Source organism: Rhodopseudomonas boonkerdii (genome assembly GCF_021184025.1).
Classification (GTDB): Bacteria; Pseudomonadota; Alphaproteobacteria; order Rhizobiales; family Xanthobacteraceae; genus Tardiphaga; species Tardiphaga boonkerdii.
Genome location: NZ_CP036537.1, coordinates 1,427,750 through 1,449,456, shown reverse-complemented (window position 1 = coordinate 1,449,456; position 21,707 = coordinate 1,427,750). Strand labels below are relative to the sequence as shown.

Genomic DNA, 21,707 nt, shown 5'->3' with positions numbered 1-21,707 from the left:
TTCCGGGCTATGGAAGGCGCTCGCTCAGAACTTCGCGGCGCGGCACTTCGGACCGTAGGCCCAGTTGCGATCGAGGCCGGTGACACACCATTCGACGCCATCGCCATAGCCGGCCAACCCGCCGTCTTCGATGATCGAGTAATGCACCTGACGCTGCTTGCCGTCGGTGAACATCGCATCGGCGCTGCAGTAGCGGCGCGGAATGTTGTCGGAGGTCCAGGGGCGGAAGGCTGTCTCGCGCACGTGGCTGAAGCCGGTGAACTGCAGCGACGAATTCCAGAAATCCGCTTCCTTGTCCTTGAACTGGTAGGTGATCTTCCAGAGCGCGGATTCGCAGGAGCCGACGCGACCTTCGTAATTCGGGCCGAACAGGCCGAAATTCAGTTCGAGCAGGTTGGCGGCCTGTGCGCTCGGCGCGGCGCTGAACAGCGCCAAGCCGGCGACGGCGGCGAAAGCGGCTTTCTTCAAGGATGAAACGAGGGTGCGCATGGGGAATCCGCCGGCTGGAAAAAGGTTCCGGGACCGTGCCGCGAAGGCCGTGCGGGGTCAAGTGCACCGCGGCAACACCCCGCGCACAACTCCGTCAGATCGCACCGTGCGTTCTTTCCAGCGTCGTTTTCGCGCTCTAAGGTGCCGCTTCGCGAATAAGGAGACGGTGATGCAGACGATTCGGCTGGCAATTCTGGCGATGGGTGTGAGCGCGGCGATGAGCTCCGCAGCCAAGGCCGACTGGGTACCCCCGTTCAAGGGCAACGACACGGGCGGCATCATCTCCACGTCGCTTATCGGCCAGACCGACATCCGCGCCCTCGCCATCGATCATTGTGCGCGTTACGGCAAGGTCGTGAAATTCCTCGGCGCGCAGAACGAATATGGCGGTTATGTCTCGTTCTCCTGCCGCTGGGTGCCCTATGGCGCAAACGAACGCCCGCTGAGCGTTCGTTACTAAACAACCGCGCTACGGGCCATCGCTGCGCCGATCGTCATCGACAAACGCGCGATAACACAAAAGACATAATCCGGTGTCCTAGGAGAAGCGAGCGCGCAAGCGCTCGACCATCTAACGCGTTATTCCTGACACGACATCGGAGGCCACTACATGATTCAGCGCGCAAGCCTGATCGCTTTCGCCCTCTTGTGCGGCGCTGTACCGGCGCTCGCGGACAATGTTCAAATGCCGATCCGCAAAGCGGGCCTGTGGGAATTGACGACGCAGATCTCCGGCGTGTCGAAGACCGCGACGCCGCCGATGGTGATGCAGCAATGCACCGACGAGAGCGTCGACCGGCAGATGAACAAGATGTCGTCGGATGCGATGAAGTGTTCGAAGCAGGAAATGACGAAGTCCGGCAACAGTTACGTCGGCGACAGCGTCTGCACCATCGGTGACGCCACAGTGACGAGCCACTCAGAAGCCACCGGCGATTTCAATTCCGCCTATTCGGTGAAGACCACCGCGAAATCGAGCGGCGGCAACCTGCCGCCGGAGATGGTGACGACGATCCAGGCCAAGTGGGTCGGCGCCTGCAAGGCGGACCAGAAGCCCGGCGACATCCTGATGCCTGGCGGCATGAAGATGAACATCACCGACATGCAGAAGATGCGGGCGGGGCAGCCGAAATAAGCGGCTTGCGGATCCGTAGGGCGGATAAGGCGAAGCCGTCATCCGCCGGCCGACTGTGTGTGACGAAGAACGGCGGATGACGCTTCGCTCATCCGCCCTACAGCCATCGCATATTCCCCCTCCCCGCTTTCCCCGCTATAGATGATGCTAATCATCCAACAAGGAACGTTCGGGGAAGCGAGGCATGACAGAATTCACCGCATTGATGGCCGGCATGGCACGCAGTGGCGACGGCTGGGCCGTCAGCGTCAGCGACGACTGGTTGCAGGGGCGCACCGTCTATGGCGGCCTCGCATCGGCCCTGTGCATGCAGGCTGCGCTGAACGAATTCGGAGCAGTGCCGCCGCTACGCTCTGCGCAGATCGCTTTCGTTGGACCTGCCGCAGGCCAGCTGCAGATCAAGGCCAGCGTGCTGCGCAAGGGCAAGTCGACGCTGTTCGCCAATGTCGATCTCGTCGGCGAAGCCGGGCTCGCGACACGCGCGATGTTCTGCTTTGGCGCGGCACGGGAGTCGGCATTCAAGCACGTGGCGATCGGCACGCCCCAGCTGAAGGATCCTGAGACCTGCCCGAACTTCTTCGCCAATGCGCCGGCGATGCTGAGCTTTGTCCAGCATATCGACGGGCGTTTCGTCTCGGGCTCGCCGCCGTTCAGCGGCAGCGACGATCCGCAGATGTCGCTTTGGCTGCGTCACAAGGAGCCGGGCATTGCGGCCTCGCTGGTATCCTTGCTGGCGCTCGCCGATGCACCGCCGCCAGCTGCGTCTGCGCGTTCCAAGACGCCGTCGCCGATCTCGACCATGACCTGGGCGATCGACATGCTCACCGACGAGATCACGACCGATGATGGCTGGTGGCTGATCCACAATGTCGCCGAACAGATCGCCAGCGGCTATTCGAGCCAGGCGATGACACTGTGGAATCGCAAGGGCACGCCGATCATGGCGAGCCGGCAGAATGTCGCTGTGTTCGGGTGATGGCCTTCCCCTCTCCCGCCGCGCGAAGCTTCGCTAGAGCGGGAGAGGGGAAAAAAGAAAACTACTTCTTCGCGGCCGCCGCAGCTTCTGCAGCGCGTTCTACAAACGTCTTGCCGCCCTTCATCTTGTGATGCAGCGGCGCTTCGTTGATCTGGATGGTGACGGCATCGGCGGCGACGCCGAGATTCTTCACCAGCGCCTGGGTGATGTCGAGCATCATGCCCTTCTTCTGCTCATCGGTGCGGCCGGCGGCCATGCTCACGGTAATCTCAGGCATCGGTGTTTCCCTTTTTGTGTTTTCACGCTCATCGTAGGGCGGATTAGCGCAGCGTAATCCGCCGTCCTTCGTCACACAATCTCGGCCGGCGGATTACGCCTTCCGCCGTCGCTCTTCGAGCTATGGCGGACAGGTCGGCTAATCCGCCCTACGCGCTCCAGCTCACGCCATACTTATCCAGAAGCTTACGAACCGCGTCGACCAGATCCGTCTCCGCGATCTCGATCTGCGCCTCGGCCTGCTTCTTGAGATATTCCTCGCGGTCCTTGATCTCGGTGAGGCCGGCACCGGCGATCAGATCCTTGATCAAGAGCCTGCCGCCGGCCCTCTCGTCCGAGCCCTGGATGATGGCGAGCGGCGAATTGCGCTTGTCGGCATATTTCATCTGCTGACCGAGCGCATGCTTGGGATTGCCGAGATAGAGCTCGGCGCGAATTCCGGCATTGCGCAGCCTGGCGACCATCGCCTGATAGTCCGCGATCTCGCCGCCGAACACGGTGACGACAACGGGACCGGCCTGCTGCTTCGTATCGATCTTGCCGAGCAGCGTCAGCGCCGCCTGCAGGCGCGAGACACCGATGGAGAAGCCGGTGGCCGGCACCGGCTCGCCGCGGAAGCGCGAGACGAGGCCATCGTAACGACCGCCGCCGCCAACCGAACCGAACCGCACGGGGCGGCCCTTCTCATCCTTGGTCTCCAGCGTGAGTTCAACTTCGTAAACGGGGCCGGTGTAGTATTCGAGGCCGCGCACGACGGAGGGATCGATCTTGATGCGATCTTCACCATAGCCGGCAGCCGTGATCAGCTTCGCGATCTCGTCGAGTTCGGCGCGTCCCTGCTTGTAGGCCTCGGAGCTGTTGAGCTTCGGCGTTGCTTCGCTCGCGGCATCGAGGCTGCGCAACACGGTCTCGGAGTCGTCCGGCGAGAGCCCGGCGCCCTTGGTGAAGTCGCCCTTCCCTTCTTCGCCGCCATCCCAACGGCCGGGACCGAGCAGTTTCCTGATCTCGCCTTCCGGAAACTTGTCCATCTTGTCGATGGCGCGCAGCACCGTGAGCCGTCTGCCCGCATTATCGTCACCGCCGAGACCTATGCTCTCCATCACGCCATCGAGCACCTTGCGGTTGTTGACGCGCACCACATAGCTGCCGCGGGGAATACCGAGGGCTTCCATCGTGTCGGCCGCCATCATGCACATCTCGGCATCCGCCGCAGGCGAGCCGGAGCCGACGGTGTCGGCGTCGAACTGCATGAACTGGCGGAAGCGGCCGGGGCCGGGCTTTTCGTTGCGATAGACGTAACCGGCGCGGTAGCTGCGATACGGTTTTGGCAGCGCGTCCCAGTGTTCGGCGACGTAGCGGGCGAGCGGCGCGGTGAGGTCGTAACGCAGCGAAATCCACTGCTCGTCGTCATCCTGGAACGAGAACACACCCTCGTTCGGCCGGTCCTGATCGGGCAGGAATTTGCCGAGCGCGTCGGTGAATTCCATGGTCGGGGTCTCGACCGGCTCGAAGCCGTAGCGCTCGTAGACCTCGCGGATGGTGTCGGTCATGCCCCGGGTGGCGGCGATGTCGGCCGGGCCACGGTCGCCGAGGCCGCGCGGCAGGCGTGCGCGCAGTTTTTGCGGTTTCTTGGGTTTGGCCGATTTTTCAGAAGTATCTCGCATGGGCGGGTGGTACCAGCGCCGGCCGGAACCGGCAAGGAGCGGCACGCAGCGGAACCATCCCTTTCGGCGCCCGTTCCATTTGAAAAGGGAATGAGGCCGTCCATGCCACCGCTCGTCAGCGCGCTTGCCCGCACCGGCCTGGCGCTCAAGCTCGACCAGGTCAAACGCGCGACATCTTCCTATCTGCGCGACCGCGGCGAGCAGGGCACCGGCATCGCCGTCGCCTATGCGACCGCCGCCGGGCTCTATGCGGCGGCCGGGATTTTCCTGATCGCCGCGCTGCTGGTCGGCGCCGCGGCGCTATTTCGCTGGATCGAGATGGAATACGGCCTGTTTCCCGCCTTCGGCGCCACCGGCGGCCTGCTGCTGCTCCTGACCATCGTCTTTGCCTTGTTGGCCGCGATGCGGCTGAAGAGGCCGTCGCGGCCGTTTCCGAGCCTGAGCAGCCGGCTGCGGGTCGCAGTCCGCGCCACGCCATCCCCATCGGTCTCCGGCGCTGTGTCGCGCCCAGCCCCGCCGCCGGCCTTCAAACCGCCCCCGCGCCCGGGTGCGGCCGTCCCCGACAGCAGCAACGGGCCGCTGAAGGCCGGGCTCGTGCTGGCAGCGACGCTGGCCGGCTGGGCACTGGCCCGCCGGCACAACCTGGCGAAGAGCGCCGCGGCGCGTGCCCCCGCCAAAGCGAAGGCCTGAGGCAAGCCTCGGCCGCGATCGCCGCAAAAGCTCCGGTGGGCATCGTTCCGGGGGCGCATTCCCGAATCAGCAATGATGATAAGCTTGCGCGCATTGCAGCGGCGGCGGCAACCCGCCGTGCCGCAACGACAATTTGACTTCCAGGGTGCCCGCGCGCGTCATGATCCGCATCTCTACGATATTCATCGGCATCTGCATGATCTTGATCGCCGCCTCGCTCGGCGCGGCGCTCCATTTGGTGGCGAAAATCCCCGGCCAGGAAGCGGCCATTGTCAGCCTTGCCGCGCTGACGATCATGATCCTCTACAATGCGGTGTCGATGCGCATCAAAGACCGCGCCGAGGCGTCGGGCCAGATTTCCGATCTCTCCCGCGGCACCACCGATCTCGCACGCCAGGTCGCCGAATATGGCCGTCGCCTCGCTGCCCTCGAAGCCAAGCTGAACACGTCGAATGCGGCCCATCAGGACCGCATCCAGGGCGTGATCGGCGAGATCGGCGAGCTTGGCACGATGATGCGGCAGCTCGCCCATTCGGTCGCCAACCATGAGGATATGCTGGCCGCAATTCCGCCAGCGCCGGCGCCTGTGCCGGCGCCCGTCGCGTCGGCCCCCGTCATCAAGGTTGTGAGCACCATGCCGGACCTGCCGCCGCCGGCGGTGGAAGCCACCGGGGCGCCCGTAATGCCCGCCGCGCCGGTAGAGACCATCCCGTCGAAGGACGATGCGCAGTTCGTCAACACGATCCGCCGCGCCATCAACGAGAGCCGCATCGATATCTATCTGCAGCCGGTGGTGACGCTGCCGCAGCGGAAAGTGCGGTTCTATGAGGCGATCTCCCGCCTGCGCGACGACAACGATCAAATCATCATGGCCGATGATTTCATCGGTCCCGCCGAAGACGCAGGCTTCATGCAGGAGATCGACCACAGCGTGCTCCTGCGCAGCATGCAGGTGCTGCGCCGCCTGATGGTACGCAACAAGGATGTGGGCGTGTTCTGCAATGTGGCGAAGTCCACGCTGTCGGACAAAACGGCCTTCGCGCAGTTTATCGACTTTCTCGACGCCAATCGTGCGCTGGCACCGTCTTTCGTGCTCGAATTCAAGCACAGCACGTTCCGCCATCTCGGCCCGGTGGAAAGCGAGCATCTCGCCGCCCTCGCCCAGCGCGGCTATCGCTTCTCCATCGATCACGTGACGGATCTCCGCATCGATGCGCGCGAACTCGCGGATCGCGGCGTGCGCTTCATCAAGGTTCCGGCGGCGCTGCTGCTCGATCCGAAACAGGCCGCGCTCGCCGACATCCATGCCGCCGACCTGTCCGACCTACTCGGCCGCTTCGGCATCGACCTGATCGCGGACCGAATCGAGGGCGAGCGCGCGGTGGTCGATCTGCTCGATTTCGACGTCCGCTTCGGCCAGGGGTTCCTGTTCGCCGCGCCCCGGCCGTTGCGTCCGGAAACCCCGGCTGCTAACGGAGCCGCGGCGACTTCCGCCAGCACTTCGTCCAACAAGGCTCCAACCGGTACCGTGAGCCCGGCCCGCTCAGCCAGCATCGCCCCGCGCGGTGAACCGCCGCGCAATAGCGGCCTTGCTGCTTTGGCCCGCCGCGCCACCGGCCCGAACTGATCGGCATTCGACCTCATGACCACATTGCGTTTCGCCGAGCGTCTGCGCGACCTCACCGGCTCCGTCGATGTCGTTCTCAGCGATATCTGGGGCGTCGTGCATAACGGGCTGGAGTCGTTTCCGGATGCCTGCGCAGCGCTGCATACGTTCCGTTCGAATGGCGGCACGGTGGTGCTGATCACCAATGCGCCCCGCCCGGCAGACTCGGTGCAGCGGCAGCTCCGCAAGCTGAACGTGCCCGACGATTGCTATGACGCCATCGTCTCGTCCGGCGACCTGACCCGCCATTTCGTTGCCGAACGCCCCGGTCAGGCCATGCATCTGATCGGCCCCGATCGCGACTCGTCGATCCATCGCGGGCTGGACGTGAAGCTCGTCCCGCTCCTGGAGAGCGACTACATCGTCTGCAGCGGCCTGTTCGACGACGAGACCGAGACGGCGGAAGACTATCGCGAGATGATGAGCCAGGCGTTGGCGAAGAAACTCACCATGGTCTGCGCCAATCCGGACATCATCGTCGAGCGCGGCGACCGGCTGATCTATTGCGCAGGCGCCGTTGCCGAACTCTATCGCGAGATGGGCGGCGAGGTAATTTTCTACGGCAAGCCGCACCAGCCGATCTACGATCGGGCGATGGCTCTGGCAAAGGCCAGGCGCGGTCAAGACACGCCGCTGGAGCGCGTGCTGGCGATCGGCGACAGCGTGCGTACCGATCTGGCCGGCGCCCACGGCTACGGCATCGATCTCGTCTTCATCACCCGCGGCATCCATGCCGGGGATTTCGACGGAGTCGAGCAGATGAATGCGGCCGAAGTGAAGGAATTGTTCGGGCATCCACCGAAGGCGCTGATGCGGGAATTGAAGTGGTAGGCTGTCGTCCCCGCGAATGAGGCGCCTTCTCCCTCCCCGCTGCGCGGCTTCGCCGCTTGAGGGAGGGAGCACGTCTGTCCCCGCTTTCGCGGGGATGACAATCGGCGTGTCGTTAAAACGCAAAATGCCCGGCAAGGCCGGGCATTCGCGAAACTCTCTGAGCTGCGATCCGCTTACGCCGGCACGGCGTCCGGGAATACGGCTTCGATCTTCGTCTTCAACGTCGCCGCGTTGAACGGCTTGACGATGTAGTTGTTCACGCCGGCCTTCTTGGCGGCGATCACGTTCTCGGTCTTCGATTCCGCCGTGATCATGATGAACGGGGTCTGCGACAGGTTGGGGTCGGCGCGGACTTCCTTGAGCAGGTCGTAGCCGGTCATCGGCTCCATGTTCCAGTCGGAGATCACGAGGCCGTATTTCTTGGCGCGCATCTTTTCGAGCGCCATCGAACCGTCGCTGGCATCGTCGATATGTTCGAAGCCGAGCTGTTTCAGAAGATTGCGAATGATGCGGATCATGGTGTTGTAATCGTCCACCACCAGCACCGACATCGACAAGTCAACCGCCATCTTCAGTCCCCCTCAGGCACGATACGCGCATCGCAATGATGTTTGCCGGGCGGCAAACCGATTTCGGTCGAGATTTAGCAGCGCCGGTTAAATTTCCCGTTAAAGATCGGCCGTTGATTTCATTAACCTTTGTGTCATTGTACCCACGCATTTGAGCGGGATTTACCGTCGAGCGCTTGAATAAAGGGTTAGCGCCGTGATCACTTGGGCTGATGTCAATCACATCGAAGAGCCTGCCAAGGTTCCGTACCTCGACGGCATCCTGCAGATCTCTCACAAAGAACTGGCGGTTTGGAAAGAACACCCGAACGCCATCTTCCGAACCGTCTCCCGTGCCAGCGTCGTCTCTGACGGCCGGGTGGTCTATCTGATCTCGAACTGGGATTTACCCACACATGAGTAGTTGGGAATTAGTGAGCGGCGCATCACTCTCAGGCCTCCAGACGTTCGACTCAAAAGAAGCGGCTCTCGATCAAGCGATCGAGAATTACATCCTCCGAGTGCCTACAACTGCTCTCCGTTATGAAGGTGAGACAATTTTAGTAGGCGAAGAGCTAGAGGCCGCAGCCATCGCTTTCAATGGAGGCCGTAAGGCCTGGGGCCCGTGACGCAAAAGTTGACGCGGTTCGCACCAGCTTTGTGAAGGCGCCGAGAATTCATAATTAGGTGTCGGATGACAAATATTTCCGAGATTTTGTCATGTGCAGTTTGTTCAAAGCCTATGGTGGAAGGAGGAAACTACTGCCCTTTTTGTGGTGCCGAAGCCCTGCCGCCCTCTTCGAACGCTGCCATCGATGACTACCTCCGCAAGAAAGTGGACCTCGAACTTTCGGGCCGTTTGAAGGACCAAAGCAGCCTCGTCAGAGAACTCGGCGATAAAGCAGAGGATATTCTTTGGAACCGATTGACCCGGTATGGCGTAATTTTGGGTGCGCTTGTGGCGGGCCTTGCTTTCGTAGGCATCAAATCTTTCCGCGACATCGCAGATCGAGTTGAACCAGTTGCCCAAGCCGCGGAGAAAAGAGCTGTCGCAGCGAAACAAGCTATCGAGGAGACAGCTTCTAGGGTAGATGCGATAAGAGCAACACTCGATCAGGTCTCGAACGACGTCGAAGCTCAAAGAATTCGCGTGAGCGAGAGGAGCGGTGAAATATCGCAAAAGCTTGCGAGTCTTGAAGTCGCCGCCAACGACGCACAGAAGAAAGGCGAGGCCTATCAAATGCGAGCGAGCGAGGTTTCGAGCAAGCTCGAAGAGATGGGAAAAAGTCTCGAACAGAGAGTTCAAATTGTCTCAAAGCAAGTTGATGACGTCTCGATCCGACAAGCTTTTCCTACGTTAGGACAGCAAAAATTCGTCACGTTCAATTATGGCAAGTGGAAAGACAAATCTGAGAAAGCCCCAGGCGAGAAGTGGATCAACATCTACATCCAACCGACTATTTACAGTGATATTTCGCAAGAGCAGCTTGGCAAGCTGCTGGGTGCACTGAAGAAGCTAGGTTACACGCCTCTGTTAGGAATATTCGGAATCGGCGGTCCTTATAATACTGGATATGGCCCGCTTGGAGATGTTACGGGCCCAGGCGCTCGCATTTATTACTTCCAAAATGAAGCGGTACAGATGGCAAGCGAGGTTCGGGCTGTTGTATCAGAATTTTTGTCTATCAACGTCGATGCCGCCCCGTCTTATGTTGATACTACAAAATTTAGCTCTACGGATGATAGGAAACTCATTGTCGACAACGCCGGTTTAGATCTCCAGCTATATATTTCTCGCTGAGTTGACCCTCGCCTATAGTTGCCAGAAAAAAGGCCGCCGCCCCTCGCCCAGCGGAAGACCAGCATTCACGTTGAGGTCGTCTAGTTCGTATCGGGTATTAGATTTGTCGATGATGAATCTGTCATCTGGCGTCATTGAGGGCCGCGAAGCAGATGTGCTCACCGACGACATCAAGAAGGTTGTCGGACACAGCGCGCGCTCCGAGACCACCGCAAAGGTCTACGATCGCGCCGCGCTCGAAGTGCAGCGACGCTTCTCAAAAGCCCGCACAGAACGAAGGAAGAAGACCGGCGCACACGTCGCATCGACATCAGCGATTTCAAAGCGCTACGGGGCGTCCCGATTATTTTCCCGTTAACCGGGGGCCGGCGGCAAATCCGTCAAATTGGAATGGAATGATCATATTGGGACAGGCCTGCGCTCGGCTTGACTGGATGCCGCCCTCGCGCCACGGTCCACGCAGACCGAAAACCACCAACGAATCCAATCATGACGTCAGCCTTTAGCGTGATCCGCGACACCACCCCCGCAAGCGACATCCCGAGAGGATGCGTGGTGGCGATGGGTAATTTCGACGGTGTGCATCTCGGCCATCGTGCCGTTATCGGCGCCGCGCTCCGCATGGCGGAACTGCACAAGACCCGCGCTTTGGCAGTGACCTTCGAGCCGCATCCGCGGCTGTTCTTCAGCCCGAACACCCCGCAGTTTCGGCTGTCCGACGAGCCCGCCAAGCTGCGGCTGCTGGCCGGAACCGGACTGGCCGGCGCGGTGGTGATGACCTTCGACAAGGGCCGGGCCGGCACCACGGCGCATGATTTCATTCACCACGATCTTATCGAGCGACTCGGCATCAGCGGCATCGCTGTCGGTTACGATTTCCATTTCGGCAAGGGCCGGACCGGCTCGCCCAGCCTGCTTGCAACCGAGGCGCCGCGGCTCGGCATCGAGGTCGATATCCAGCCCCATGTGGACATCGACGAACGCCCGGTCTCATCCACCGCCATCCGCATGGCGCTGGCCGAAGGCCAGATCAGAGAAGCGACGGAGATGCTGCAGGGGCCATGGTTCATCACCGGCGAAGTGATCCACGGCAGGAAGCTCGGCCGCGACCTTGGCTTCCCCACCGCCAATATCCGCCTGCCCGCGAGTTGCGGGCTGCGGCACGGCATCTACGCGGTGCGTGTCGGCCGCGGCAGCGAGCGCTTCGACGGCGTCGCCTCCTTCGGTCGCCGCCCGACCTTCGACAACGGCGCCCCCCTGCTCGAAGTGTTTCTGTTCGATTTCAGGGGCGACCTCTATGGACAGGTGCTCGACGTGGCGTTCATCGCATACATTCGCGACGAACTTAAATTCGACGGAGTCGAGGCGTTGATCGTTCAAATGAACGACGACAGCGCGAAGGCGCGTGCAGCTCTGACCGCGGCACCGGATGCGTTTCCGAGGCTGGGAACAATCGGATAGGCTTATGGCGCTTTCAGCAAGCGAGAATCGAAAGGCGCAACGATTATCTCGGCGACACTCAACAACACCGCGTCGCGGTGTTCAGGGTTCAACAAAACATTCGTTGCGTGCGGTGACAGGGCAGACGGGACCTGCAGCAAAGCGCTCGACTCTCGATCCAGCCAGCGATCGCCGATCTGCCTCGTTACATCGATCCGCTTGAACCAATCCGTTGGCAAATCAACGGCCTCGATCTCCTCAGCCTTTATCGGCTTCTCGGACCGAATGCGAAGCAGCTGGTAGTTCGCCGGCATCATGTTCAGTTCGAGATGAACGAGCGTTTCCAAAAGAGCGCTCGACGGATGATCCGCAAGGTAGACGATGCGTCTGCCTTTCGAATGCCAACGGCCGCCGGCATGCAAACCGCCGGCACCCGACAAATCGGCATAGTTTGAGATCCGCCAGAGCTCCATCCTGGATGCTCAAGAGAAAATGCCGTGATCTATCTGTTCCAGCGTTTCGCGTACGACTGCAGCGCCGACGTCGTCCTGCATCACATCGAACGGCGTCTGTCCCGCCATGGACCTGTTAGGATGGCGTAGCCACGCCTCGGCCTTGGCCTCGTCCCCGAAAACACGATCTGCAAGCGCACGTATTTCCAGAATACTCAAACGCTCATCATTCAAGGCTGCTCGAGCTTCTGCCGGCAGGGGCCCCTGACGCCGAAGGTTCACCAGATTCTGGTATTGCTCGATACGGGTGCGCGGGTTCATCGATTTCGCTCCACGATCTCAACAAAATATACCGCTACTCGCAAAATACAACCGCAGCTTAACGCCCTGCCTCCCGGAGACGTCACGTGACCAAGACTGAAAAGCAGAAGATGCTCGCCGGCGAACTCTACAATCCCGCGGGCAATGCCGAACTCGCCGCAGACGAGGCCGTCGCCGAGGCGTGGATGACGCGTTACAATGCGACCACGGATGACCCGAATGCCGATCGCCATGCGCTGCTGGTCGAGCAACTGGCACGCGTCGGCAAAGATGTGGTGATCCGGCCGCCGTTCTTCATCGACTACGGCTACAATATCAGCGTCGGCGATGGCGTGTTCATGAACTTCAACTGTGTCATCCTCGATATCATGAGCGTGACCATCGGCGATCGCACCCAGATCGGACCGGGCGTTCAGCTCCTGTCAGCGGACCACCCCCGCGATGCGGCCACCCGGCGCAAGATGCTGGAGTTTGGCCGGCCGGTGACCATCGGGGCGGATGTCTGGATCGGCGGCGGGGCGATCATCCTGCCAGGGGTGACCATCGGCAACGGAGCCCTGATCGGTGCCGGGGCTGTGGTGACCCGGAACGTGCCGGAGGGTGTCACGGTGGTCGGCAATCCGGCCCGCCCGGTCATTCCGCGGGTCTGACCCGCCGATTTCCGGGCAATCGGACGCTTTGCGATCCCTGTTCCCCCTGCTATGGAATGCGCGATGTCTGCACGGCGCCCCATCATAAGCATTATCGGCCCGGCTTCCGCCTGAGCTTCGCTCGGCGCAAGACCGGGATCGACCTGTTTCATCGCGTTTTCGACGCGTTTTTGCGCCATTCGAGCCAGCCAGAGCACCCGAGCCCTTATTCCATGTCCGAAAAGCCAGCGACCAACGACTATTCCAAGACCCTTTACCTGCCGCAGACCGAGTTCCCGATGCGCGCCGGCCTGCCGACGAGCGAGCCCAAGATGCTGGCGCGCTGGAACGAGATCGATCTCTACGGCAAGCTGCGCGAAACCGCGAAGGGCAAGCCGAAATTCGTGCTGCATGACGGCCCGCCCTATGCCAACGGCCAGATCCATATCGGCCATGCGCTCAACAAGATCCTCAAGGACGTGGTGACCAAGAGCCAGCAGATGCTGGGCTTCGACTCGAACTATGTGCCGGGCTGGGACTGCCACGGCCTGCCGATCGAGTGGAAGATCGAGGAAGAGAACTACCGTTCCAAGGGCAAGACCAAGCCGAATTTCAAGGACGGCGCGGCGATGATCGCGTTCCGCCAGGAATGCCGCGCCTATGCCAGCAAGTGGCTCGACATCCAGCGCGAGGAATTCAAGCGCCTCGGCATCATCGGCGACTGGGCCGGCCGCTATGCGACGATGGACTTCTTCGCCGAAGCGCAGATCGCGCGCGAGCTGATGAAATTCGCCGCCAACGGTACGTTGTATCGCGGCTCCAAGCCGGTGATGTGGAGCGTCGTCGAGAAGACCGCGCTGGCCGAAGCGGAAGTGGAATATGAGGACTACACCTCGGATGCGGTGTGGGTGAAATTCCCGGTGGCTGCCGAATTCGGTCGCCTCGCCAAGGCATCGGTGGTCATCTGGACCACCACGCCATGGACGCTACCCGCCAACCGCGCCATCTCGTTCTCCAGCAAGATCGCCTATGGCCTCTACGAGGTCGCCGAGGCGCCGGAGGACAACTGGCTGAAGACAGGCGACCTGCTCATTTTGGCCGATGCACTGGCCGAAAGCGTGTTCAAGCAGGCCCGCGTGACGTCGTGGAAGAAGAGCGGCGAGCTGTCGTCCGACATTCTCGAGGATCTCGAATGCCGCCATCCGCTGAAGGGCCTCGCCGGCGGCTATGACTTCATCGTACCACTGCTCGACGGCGATCATGTCACCGACGATGCCGGCACCGGCTTCGTGCATACCGCGCCCAGCCATGGCCGCGATGACTTCGACATCTGGACCTCGAACGGCCGTCAGCTCACCGAGCGCGGCATTGCCACCACGATCCCCTACACCGTCGATGAGAACGGCACGCTGACCGAAGCGGCGCCGGGCTTTACCGGCACGCGCGTGCTGAACGACAAGGGCGAAAAGGGCGACGCCAACGAGGCCGTGATCAAGGAACTGATCGCGCGCGGTATGCTGGTGGCGCGTGCGCGCCTGAAACATCAGTATCCGCATTCCTGGCGCTCCAAGAAGCCGGTGATCTATCGCAACACGCCGCAATGGTTCATCGCGATGGACAAGGACATCGTCGATGGCGGCAAAGCCAAAGCCGGCGATACGCTGCGCGCCCGCTCGCTGCAGGCGATCTCGGTGACCCAATGGGTGCCGGCCACCGGCCAGAACCGCATCACCGGCATGATCGCCGGCCGCCCCGACTGGGTGATCTCGCGCCAGCGCGCCTGGGGCGTGCCGATCGCCGTATTCGTGCGCGAGAATGGCGACGGCTCCGCCGAGATTTTGCAGGACGAAGCGGTGAACGCGCGCATCGCCGATGCTTTCGAGAAGGAAGGTGCCGACGCATGGTACGCCGAAGGGGCGCGTGAGCGCTTTCTCGGCTCGCTCTCCAACGAAGACTGGAAGAAGGTCGACGACATCTGCGACGTCTGGTTCGACTCGGGTTCGACCCATGCGTTCGTGCTGGAAGATCCCGTGCACTTCCCGGGCCTTGCCGGCATCAAGCGCAAGATCGATGGCGGCACCGACACCGTGATGTATCTCGAAGGTTCGGACCAGCATCGCGGCTGGTTCCACTCGTCGCTGCTGGAGAGCTGCGGCACCCGCGGCCGCGCGCCTTATGACGTCGTGCTCACCCACGGCTTCACGCTGGACGAGAACGGCCGCAAGATGTCGAAGTCGCTCGGCAACACCATCGAGCCGCAGAAGGTGATCAAGGATTCGGGCGCCGACATCCTGCGTCTGTGGGTCTGCGCCACCGACTATGCCGACGACCAGCGCATCGGCCCCGAGATCATCAAGAACACTATCGAGACCTATCGCAAGCTGCGCAACAGCGTGCGCTGGATGCTGGGCAGCCTCGCGCATTTCCGCGACGAGGACCGCATCAAGGCCGACGACATGCCGGAGCTGGAGCGGCTGATGCTGCATCGACTCGTCGAGGTCAATGCGATCGTCCGCCGCGCTTATGCGGAGTTCGACTACAAGACCGTGGTGGCGACGCTGGCGGCGTTCATGAACACCGAACTGTCGGCGTTCTACTTCGATATCCGCAAGGACATGCTGTATTGCGACCCGCCGTCCTCGGTGGCGCGCAAATCGTCGTTGACGGTGATCGATTATCTGTTCCGCTCCATCGTGACATGGCTCGCACCGATCCTCAGCTTCACCGCGGAGGAAGCGTGGCTGTCGCGTTATGGCGCCGCGGAGACCTCGGTCCATCTGCAACCGTTCCAGAATGTGCTCGCGGCCTGGCGCAATGATGAGCTCGCCGCGAAGTGGGAAACGATCCGCGATGTTCGCCGCGTCGTCACCGGCGCGCTGGAGCTGGAGCGTGCGGCCAAAAAGATCGGCTCGTCGCTGGAAGCCTCGCCGGTGATCTATGTCGCAGACCGTGCGCTGATCGCGACGCTGTTCGACATCGATCTTGCGGAGGTCTGCATCACGTCGAGCTATGAAGTCCGCGAAGGCGAAGCTCCCGCGGATGCCTTCAGGCTCCATGACGTGCCTGGCGTCGCCGTTGTCGTCGAAAAGGCCGTCGGCACCAAATGCGCCCGCTCCTGGAAGATCCTGCCCACCGTCGGTGAGGATAAGGACTATCCGGATGTCACCCCGCGCGACGCCCAGGCGCTGCGCGAATGGAAGGCACTGGGAGTCACCGTGTGAGCCCAGCCGCCCGCACCGGCCTGATCGTTGCCGCGACCACCCTGATCCTCGATCAGGCGACCAAGCTGTGGCTGCTCCACAGCTTCGATCTCGGCCGGCGGGGATTGGTGAAGGTGCTGCCCTTCTTCGACCTGATCCTCGCCTGGAACACCGGCATCAGCTACGGCATGTTCTCGGATTCCGGGCCGACAGGCCAGATCCTCCTGCTCGGTTTCAAGATCGTGGCGGTGATCGCCCTCACCGTCTGGATGGTCCGGGCCCATACGCGCGTTGCGACAATTGCACTCGGGCTGATCGTCGGTGGCGCGATCGGCAACGCCATCGACCGCTTCGCCTATGGTGCGGTTGTCGATTTCGCGCTGCTGCACGCTGAAATCGGGGGAAAAACCTACAACTGGTACGTGTTTAACCTTGCGGATGTCGCCATCGTTGCCGGTGTGGCGGCTCTGCTGTATGACTCCTTCTTCGGAGCACCCGCCGTAAAAGCGCCCTGATCCCAGCCGATATGCGAGGCCACGGGCGATGCGGGTGGAACTGCGCCGGTTTCGGCGATCCGCCAGAGATTTGAACAGGATGAACACGATGCGCGAGACCGAGACCGGTTGGCCTCTGCACCTTTCATCGGGCGCTCTGAAGCGCTCCCTGCGACTGGCGACGGTGGCGCTCAGCCTCGGCCTTGCGATGTCCGTGACGGTGGCTCATGCCGCTGACGACGACGATGACAACCTGTCGTTCGAGCAGAAAGCCATCAAGTCGCTGATGACCGGTCTTGGCGGCACCAATATGGAAAATTCCGGCATCGACTATCGCGAGCGCTCGCCGCTGGTGGTGCCGCCGCGCCTCGACCTGCCAACCCCGGCCGCCGCGAGCAACACCGCCAATGTCGCCAACTGGCCGAAGGATCCGGACGTGCAGCGCCGCCGCGAGGCCGCCGCTGCCGCCAAGACCGGCCGTCCCGAGGAAGTTCTCGAAGCTTCGCGCACGCTGACGCCGTCCGAAATGGCGCCGAAGCGCGGCAGGGTCTCGTCATCTAACGTCGATCACTCTCATCCCGGCGACCCCAACAAGAACATCGTGCTGAGCCCGAGCCAGCTCGGCGTCTCCAGCGGCATGTTCAAGAACATGTTCGGCGGCAACAAGGGCGAAACGGCCGAGTTCAAGGGCGAACCGACTCGCGATTCGCTGACGCAGCCACCGGCCGGCTATCAAACGCCGTCGGGCGCCTATGCCTATGGCACCGGCCCGAAGGACGTCATGCGCAACGAATACTTCATCAACCCGATGACGGGTAAGTATTGATCGCGGCGCCGCGGTTGCCTTTGTCGCAGCCGTCACTGCTTGCGGCGCACACCGTGCGCCGCCATTTCTCGAGGATCATCTCGATGCCATCGACCGGCGCACCCGCGCAACCGGTGCGATCGCTCGCCTGCGCCGAGGAGCAGCCAGTTCTGTCATGACAACCAAACTCGTCCGTGCCGCGCGTTATGCTGCCGTCGCCGCACTGCTCTTCGCCACCAGCACTTCCGTCGCGCGGGCCCAAACCGACAGCCCAAAGCCGCCGACCACGTTCAAGCTCAACAACGGCATGCAGGTCGTCGTCATCGAGGATCACCGCACGCCGGTGGTGACGCAGATGATCTGGTACAAGGTCGGCTCCGCCGACGAGACGCCCGGCAAATCCGGCCTCGCGCATTTCCTCGAACACCTGATGTTCAAGGGCACGGCGAAACATCCGGCCGGCCAGTTCTCCCAGACCGTACAGCGCATCGGCGGCGAGGAGAATGCGTTCACCTCCACCGACTACACCGGCTACTACCAGCGCGTCACCAAGGACAGGCTGGGCCAGATGATGGAATTCGAGGCCGACCGCATGACCGGCCTCGTGCTGAAGGACGAGAACGTGCTGCCCGAGCGCGACGTCGTGCTCGAAGAATATAATATGCGCGTCGCCAATAGCCCGGAAGCGCGGCTGACCGAGCAGATCATGGCAGCGCTCTATCTCAACCATCCCTATGGCCGCCCGATCATTGGCTGGCATCAGGAGATTGAGAAGCTTGACCGCGAGGACGCCCTCGCCTTCTACAAGCGCTTCTATGCTCCGAACAACGCCACGCTGATCATTGCCGGCGATGTCGATCCCCAGGACATCCGCCCGATGGTCGAACGCACCTACGGCGTGATTCCGGCACAACCGGCGATCCCCGAGCATCGCATCCGCCCGCAGGAGCCGACGCCGGCCGCACCGCGCACAGTGACGCTGGCGGATCCCCGCGTCGAGCAGAGCAATCTGCGCCGCTACTATCTGGTGCCATCGGCCACGACGGCTGCGGCCGGCGAAAGCCCGGCGCTGGACGTGCTGGCGCAACTGATCGGCGGCGGCCCCAACTCCTATCTCTACCGCGCCCTCGTCATCGACAAGCAACTCGCGGTCAATGCGGGCGCGAGCTATCAGGGCACCGCGCTCGACAGCAGCCAATTCATGATCTCGGCCTCGCCGAAACCGGGTACGGCATTCGCCGAGGTCGAACAGACCATCGATGCCGTGATCGCCGACCTCGCGGCCAATCCGGTGTCCGCTGCGGATCTCGAACGCGTGAAGACGCAGCTCGTCGCCGAAGCCGTTTATGCGCAAGACAATCAGGCATCGCTTGCGCGCTGGTACGGCGCCGCCCTCACCACCGGCCTCAGCGTCGAAGACATTCGCAGCTGGCCGGATCGCATCAAGGCCGTGACAGCCGAGCAGGTTCGCGCCGCCGCACAGACCTGGCTCGACAAGAAGCGCTCGGTCACCGGTTATCTCATCAAGGACACCACGGCAAAGCGTGAGGAGAAGCGGTCGTGAGCATGATCTTCAACCCGCGCCGTCTCGGCGTTGCCATCGCTACGGCCGTCTCGCTTGCGACGCTGATGGCAACGCCGTCTTTCGCAGCCGCCAAGGTACAACGCCTCGTCACACCCGGCGGCCTCGAGGCCTGGTTCGTACAGGACGCCACAGTCCCCGTGATCGCGATGGAATACGCATTCAACGGCGGCGCTGCACAGGACCCAAAGGACAAATCCGGCACCGCCAATATGGTAGCCAGCCTGATGGATGAAGGCGCGGCCGATCTCGATTCCGCCGCTTTCCGCGAACGGATGGAACGCCGCGCCATCGAACTCAGCTTCACGGCCCAGCGCGACTATCTGCGCGGCTCGCTCCGTATGCTGAAGGATCATCGTGATGAGGCCTTCGACCTTGCCCGCCTTGCTGTCACTTCGCCGCGTTTCGACACGCCGGATGTCGAGCGTATCCGCGCGCAGATCCTATCCGGCCTGCGCCGCGAGAGCACCAATCCGAATTCGCTCGCAACGCGCAAATTCCTCGAGGCGGCGTTCGGCGATCATCCTTACAGCAGGCCTTCCAATGGCAGCTTGACCGATGTGCCGAAGATCACCGTCGATGACATCAAGGCTTACAAGAACCGCATCGTCGCCAAGGACACGCTGAAGATCGCCGTGGTCGGTGACATCGATCCGGACTCGCTCGCCCAACTGCTGGACAAGACCTTCGGTGCCCTGCCCGCCAAAGCTGACCTCGTGCCGGTGCCGGAGATCGCCGTCACCAAGCCGCCGAAGAAAGAGTTCGTGACGCTGGACGTGCCGCAGACCGTGATCACTTTCGGCGCCCCCGGCCTCAAGCGTGACGATCCGAACTTCATGGCCGCCTATATCGTCAACCACATCCTTGGTGGCGGTACCTTGTCATCGCGTCTCTATCACGAAGTCCGTGAGAAACGCGGTCTCGCTTATGGCGTATCGAGCCAGCTTATCTGGATGCAGCGCTCCGGCCTGTGGATCGGCAGCACTGCGACCCGCGCCGACCGCGCCACCGAGACAACCGATACCGTGACCAGCGAAGTGAAGCGGCTGGCCGAGCAAGGTCCGACCCAGAAGGAACTGGACGAGGCCAAGTCCTATCTCAACGGCTCGCAGATGCTGGCGCTCGACACCTCGTCGAAGCTGGCAGGCGCGCTGCTGCAGTACCAGCTCGACAAGATGCCGATCGATTACATCGAGAAGCGCAGCGCCATCATCGACGCGGTGACGCTGGACCAGGCCAAGGCGGCTGCCAGGCGGCTCTGGGCGGACGGTCTCTTGAGCGTCGTGGTCGGCCGCGCGCCGCAGGCAGCGGCCCAGCCCGTGGCACCAGCGCCGAAGGCGAACTGATGCGGATCGCCGTCGTCGGCGCGGGCGCGGTCGGGTGCTATTACGGCGCGATGCTGCTGCGCGCCGGCCATGACGTCACGCTGGTGGGGCGTCCGGCCCACGTGGAGGCCATCAACGCGCGGGGGCTGCATTTCGAGAGCGCGTCCTTCACCGGATTCATTCCGGCGAAGGCCGTGGCCGAGATCGCGGCACTGACGCCGCCTGATCTCGTGCTGTTTGCGGTGAAGTCGGGCGATACGGACGACACGGCGAGATCGCTCAAGCCGATGCTCAAGCCTGATACGATCGTGCTGAGCCTGCAGAATGGCGTCGATAATCCCGAACGGCTGCGCAAGATTCTCAGCCAGCCGGTGATCGCTGCCGCCGTCTATGTGGCCACCGAGATGCCGGGGCCCGGCCATGTCAAACACAATGGCCGCGGCGAACTCATTATCGGCATGGCGCGGCAAAGCGCGGCGCTGGCGAAACTCCTGTCCGATGCCGGCGTGCCGACCGCCATGGCCGACGATATCGATGCCGTACAATGGTCGAAGCTCATCAACAACTGCGCCTATAATGCGCTGTCGGCGGTCGCAGGCATTGCCTATGGCGAGATGTTCAAGGTCGAGGGCGTCCCCGCTGTCGTCACCAATGCCGTCGAGGAGTGCCTCGCGGTGGCCCGCGCCTGCGGCGTGACGCTGCCCGTCGATCTGCTCGACAAGACGCTCGGCCTCGCCGCCACCATGCCGCATCAGCAGTCCTCGACATCGCAGGACCTCGGCCGCGGCAAGCCGTCCGAGATCGATTTCCTCAACGGCTTCATCGTTCGCAAGGGGATCGAACACCGGATCCCGACGCCCACCAATCATGCCTTGCAGGTGATGGTGAAGCTGGTCGAACGTTCCGGATCGCGGCAGGGCCGCTGAAGCTGCCCTTTGCACCCAAAGGTGTGCTACGGAGACATCATGCTCCGGGTCACCCGCTCAATCGCCATCGACGAAGACGATATCGAGGTCGTCTATGTCCGCTCGTCCGGCCCCGGCGGACAGAATGTCAACAAGGTCTCCACCGCTGCGCAGCTGCGCTTCGACACTCGCAAGCTGGCGATGCCCGAGGACATGGTGTTGCGCCTCACGACGCTGGCCGGACAGCGCATGACCAAGGATGGCGTTATCGTCATTCACGCGCAACGTTTCCGCACCCAGGAGCGCAACAAGCAGGACGGCATCGATCGTCTGGTGGAGCTGCTGAAGGAGGCCGCCTATCGCGAGCCACCACGGCGGCCGACCAGGCCGACGCTCGGCTCGAAGAAGCGCCGCCTCGACAGCAAGAAGCGCCGCAGCGACGTCAAGGCCGGCCGCAGCGGTCGCTTTACCGACTGAT

Annotated in this window: 24 protein-coding genes; 18 read left to right on the top strand and 6 right to left on the bottom strand. The window is 62.4% G+C overall.

Translation table 11 applies throughout. The features are described from left to right. Positions 1–24: 24 nt before the first annotated feature. On the bottom strand, positions 25–489 hold the full coding sequence (locus E0H22_RS06750; RefSeq protein WP_233024878.1) for a hypothetical protein: 465 nt from the start codon (positions 487–489) through the stop codon (positions 25–27). Between the two features lie 169 nt (positions 490–658). On the opposite strand from E0H22_RS06750, the gene E0H22_RS06745 reads away from it, so the two are divergent. The 3 genes from E0H22_RS06745 to E0H22_RS06735 all read left to right on the top strand — a co-directional run bounded on the left by E0H22_RS06745 (position 659) and on the right by E0H22_RS06735 (position 2,600). Beyond that, entirely contained in the window at positions 659–949 is a 291-nt protein-coding gene (locus E0H22_RS06745; RefSeq protein ID WP_233024877.1) for a hypothetical protein, read from the top strand. Between the two features lie 150 nt (positions 950–1,099). Further along, positions 1,100–1,624 (top strand): DUF3617 domain-containing protein, encoded by a 525-nt coding sequence (locus E0H22_RS06740; RefSeq protein ID WP_233024876.1) that lies wholly within the window; start codon positions 1,100–1,102, stop codon positions 1,622–1,624. Positions 1,625–1,808: 184 nt separating this feature from the next. After that, entirely contained in the window at positions 1,809–2,600 is a 792-nt protein-coding gene (locus tag E0H22_RS06735) for a thioesterase family protein (protein ID WP_233024875.1), read from the top strand. A gap of 61 nt (positions 2,601–2,661) precedes the next feature. Here the strand turns inward: E0H22_RS06735 and E0H22_RS06730 are convergent, their stop codons facing one another. Continuing rightward, positions 2,662–2,877, bottom strand: a complete 216-nt coding sequence (locus E0H22_RS06730; RefSeq protein WP_233024874.1) for a tautomerase family protein — start codon at positions 2,875–2,877, stop codon at positions 2,662–2,664. Positions 2,878–3,025: 148 nt separating this feature from the next. Further along, entirely contained in the window at positions 3,026–4,540 is a 1,515-nt protein-coding gene (gene hisS, locus E0H22_RS06725; protein ID WP_233024873.1) for a histidine--tRNA ligase, read from the bottom strand. Between the two features lie 90 nt (positions 4,541–4,630). Here hisS and E0H22_RS06720 point away from each other — a divergent pair, with 90 nt between their 5' ends. The 3 genes from E0H22_RS06720 (at position 4,631) to E0H22_RS06710 (ending at position 7,727) form a co-directional block, all read left to right on the top strand. After that, positions 4,631–5,230, top strand: coding sequence for a phage holin family protein (locus E0H22_RS06720; protein WP_233024872.1), 600 nt, complete (start codon positions 4,631–4,633; stop codon positions 5,228–5,230). Between the two features lie 160 nt (positions 5,231–5,390). After that, on the top strand, positions 5,391–6,857 hold the full coding sequence (locus E0H22_RS06715; protein ID WP_233024871.1) for an EAL domain-containing protein: 1,467 nt from the start codon (positions 5,391–5,393) through the stop codon (positions 6,855–6,857). A gap of 15 nt (positions 6,858–6,872) precedes the next feature. Then, complete coding sequence (locus tag E0H22_RS06710) at positions 6,873–7,727, top strand: TIGR01459 family HAD-type hydrolase (protein ID WP_233024870.1); 855 nt, start codon at positions 6,873–6,875, stop codon at positions 7,725–7,727. Between the two features lie 173 nt (positions 7,728–7,900). Here the strand turns inward: E0H22_RS06710 and E0H22_RS06705 are convergent, their stop codons facing one another. Further along, entirely contained in the window at positions 7,901–8,296 is a 396-nt protein-coding gene (locus E0H22_RS06705; RefSeq protein WP_233024869.1) for a response regulator, read from the bottom strand. A gap of 196 nt (positions 8,297–8,492) precedes the next feature. Here E0H22_RS06705 and E0H22_RS06700 point away from each other — a divergent pair, with 196 nt between their 5' ends. The 4 genes from E0H22_RS06700 to E0H22_RS06685 all read left to right on the top strand — a co-directional run bounded on the left by E0H22_RS06700 (position 8,493) and on the right by E0H22_RS06685 (position 11,537). Then, positions 8,493–8,699 (top strand): hypothetical protein, encoded by a 207-nt coding sequence (locus tag E0H22_RS06700; protein WP_233024868.1) that lies wholly within the window; start codon positions 8,493–8,495, stop codon positions 8,697–8,699. 270 nt (positions 8,700–8,969) lie between these two features. Next, positions 8,970–10,076: a hypothetical protein gene (locus tag E0H22_RS06695; RefSeq protein WP_233024867.1), complete on the top strand. Its 1,107-nt coding sequence runs from the start codon at positions 8,970–8,972 to the stop codon at positions 10,074–10,076. Positions 10,077–10,185: 109 nt separating this feature from the next. Beyond that, on the top strand, positions 10,186–10,434 hold the full coding sequence (locus E0H22_RS06690; RefSeq protein ID WP_233024866.1) for a hypothetical protein: 249 nt from the start codon (positions 10,186–10,188) through the stop codon (positions 10,432–10,434). Positions 10,435–10,565: 131 nt separating this feature from the next. Next, positions 10,566–11,537, top strand: a complete 972-nt coding sequence (locus E0H22_RS06685; protein WP_233024865.1) for a bifunctional riboflavin kinase/FAD synthetase — start codon at positions 10,566–10,568, stop codon at positions 11,535–11,537. Between the two features lie 2 nt (positions 11,538–11,539). Here E0H22_RS06685 and E0H22_RS06680 read toward each other — a convergent pair whose 3' ends face one another. Together E0H22_RS06680 and E0H22_RS06675 are read right to left on the bottom strand one after the other, a co-directional pair. Beyond that, positions 11,540–11,989 carry an RES family NAD+ phosphorylase gene (locus E0H22_RS06680; protein WP_233024864.1) on the bottom strand — a complete coding sequence of 150 codons (450 nt, stop codon included), beginning with the start codon at positions 11,987–11,989 and terminating at the stop codon, positions 11,540–11,542. A 9-nt stretch (positions 11,990–11,998) separates the two neighbouring features. Then, a complete protein-coding gene (locus tag E0H22_RS06675) occupies positions 11,999–12,289 on the bottom strand; it encodes an MbcA/ParS/Xre antitoxin family protein (protein WP_233024863.1) in 291 nt (96 codons plus the stop codon). Between the two features lie 86 nt (positions 12,290–12,375). Here E0H22_RS06675 and E0H22_RS06670 point away from each other — a divergent pair, with 86 nt between their 5' ends. The 8 genes from E0H22_RS06670 to arfB all read left to right on the top strand — a co-directional run bounded on the left by E0H22_RS06670 (position 12,376) and on the right by arfB (position 21,706). After that, positions 12,376–12,939 (top strand): sugar O-acetyltransferase, encoded by a 564-nt coding sequence (locus E0H22_RS06670; RefSeq protein ID WP_233024862.1) that lies wholly within the window; start codon positions 12,376–12,378, stop codon positions 12,937–12,939. 212 nt (positions 12,940–13,151) lie between these two features. Beyond that, positions 13,152–16,139, top strand: a complete 2,988-nt coding sequence (gene ileS / locus E0H22_RS06665; RefSeq protein WP_233024861.1) for an isoleucine--tRNA ligase — start codon at positions 13,152–13,154, stop codon at positions 16,137–16,139. Continuing rightward, entirely contained in the window at positions 16,112–16,633 is a 522-nt protein-coding gene (gene lspA, locus E0H22_RS06660; protein WP_430715224.1) for a signal peptidase II, read from the top strand. Before ileS ends, lspA begins: the two co-directional genes overlap by 28 nt. Before the next feature lie 88 nt (positions 16,634–16,721). Then, on the top strand, positions 16,722–17,438 hold the full coding sequence (locus tag E0H22_RS06655; protein ID WP_233024859.1) for a hypothetical protein: 717 nt from the start codon (positions 16,722–16,724) through the stop codon (positions 17,436–17,438). 154 nt (positions 17,439–17,592) lie between these two features. Beyond that, on the top strand, positions 17,593–18,981 hold the full coding sequence (locus E0H22_RS06650) for a M16 family metallopeptidase (protein ID WP_233024858.1): 1,389 nt from the start codon (positions 17,593–17,595) through the stop codon (positions 18,979–18,981). 2 nt (positions 18,982–18,983) lie between these two features. Further along, the gene (locus tag E0H22_RS06645; RefSeq protein ID WP_430715264.1) at positions 18,984–20,345 is read left to right on the top strand and encodes a M16 family metallopeptidase; all 1,362 of its coding nucleotides are present in this window, start codon (positions 18,984–18,986) and stop codon (positions 20,343–20,345) included. Next, positions 20,345–21,250: a ketopantoate reductase family protein gene (locus E0H22_RS06640; protein ID WP_233024857.1), complete on the top strand. Its 906-nt coding sequence runs from the start codon at positions 20,345–20,347 to the stop codon at positions 21,248–21,250. Before E0H22_RS06645 ends, E0H22_RS06640 begins: the two co-directional genes overlap by 1 nt. Before the next feature lie 39 nt (positions 21,251–21,289). Continuing rightward, entirely contained in the window at positions 21,290–21,706 is a 417-nt protein-coding gene (gene arfB, locus E0H22_RS06635) for an alternative ribosome rescue aminoacyl-tRNA hydrolase ArfB (RefSeq protein ID WP_233024856.1), read from the top strand. The last annotated feature ends 1 nt before the right edge of the window (position 21,707 follow it).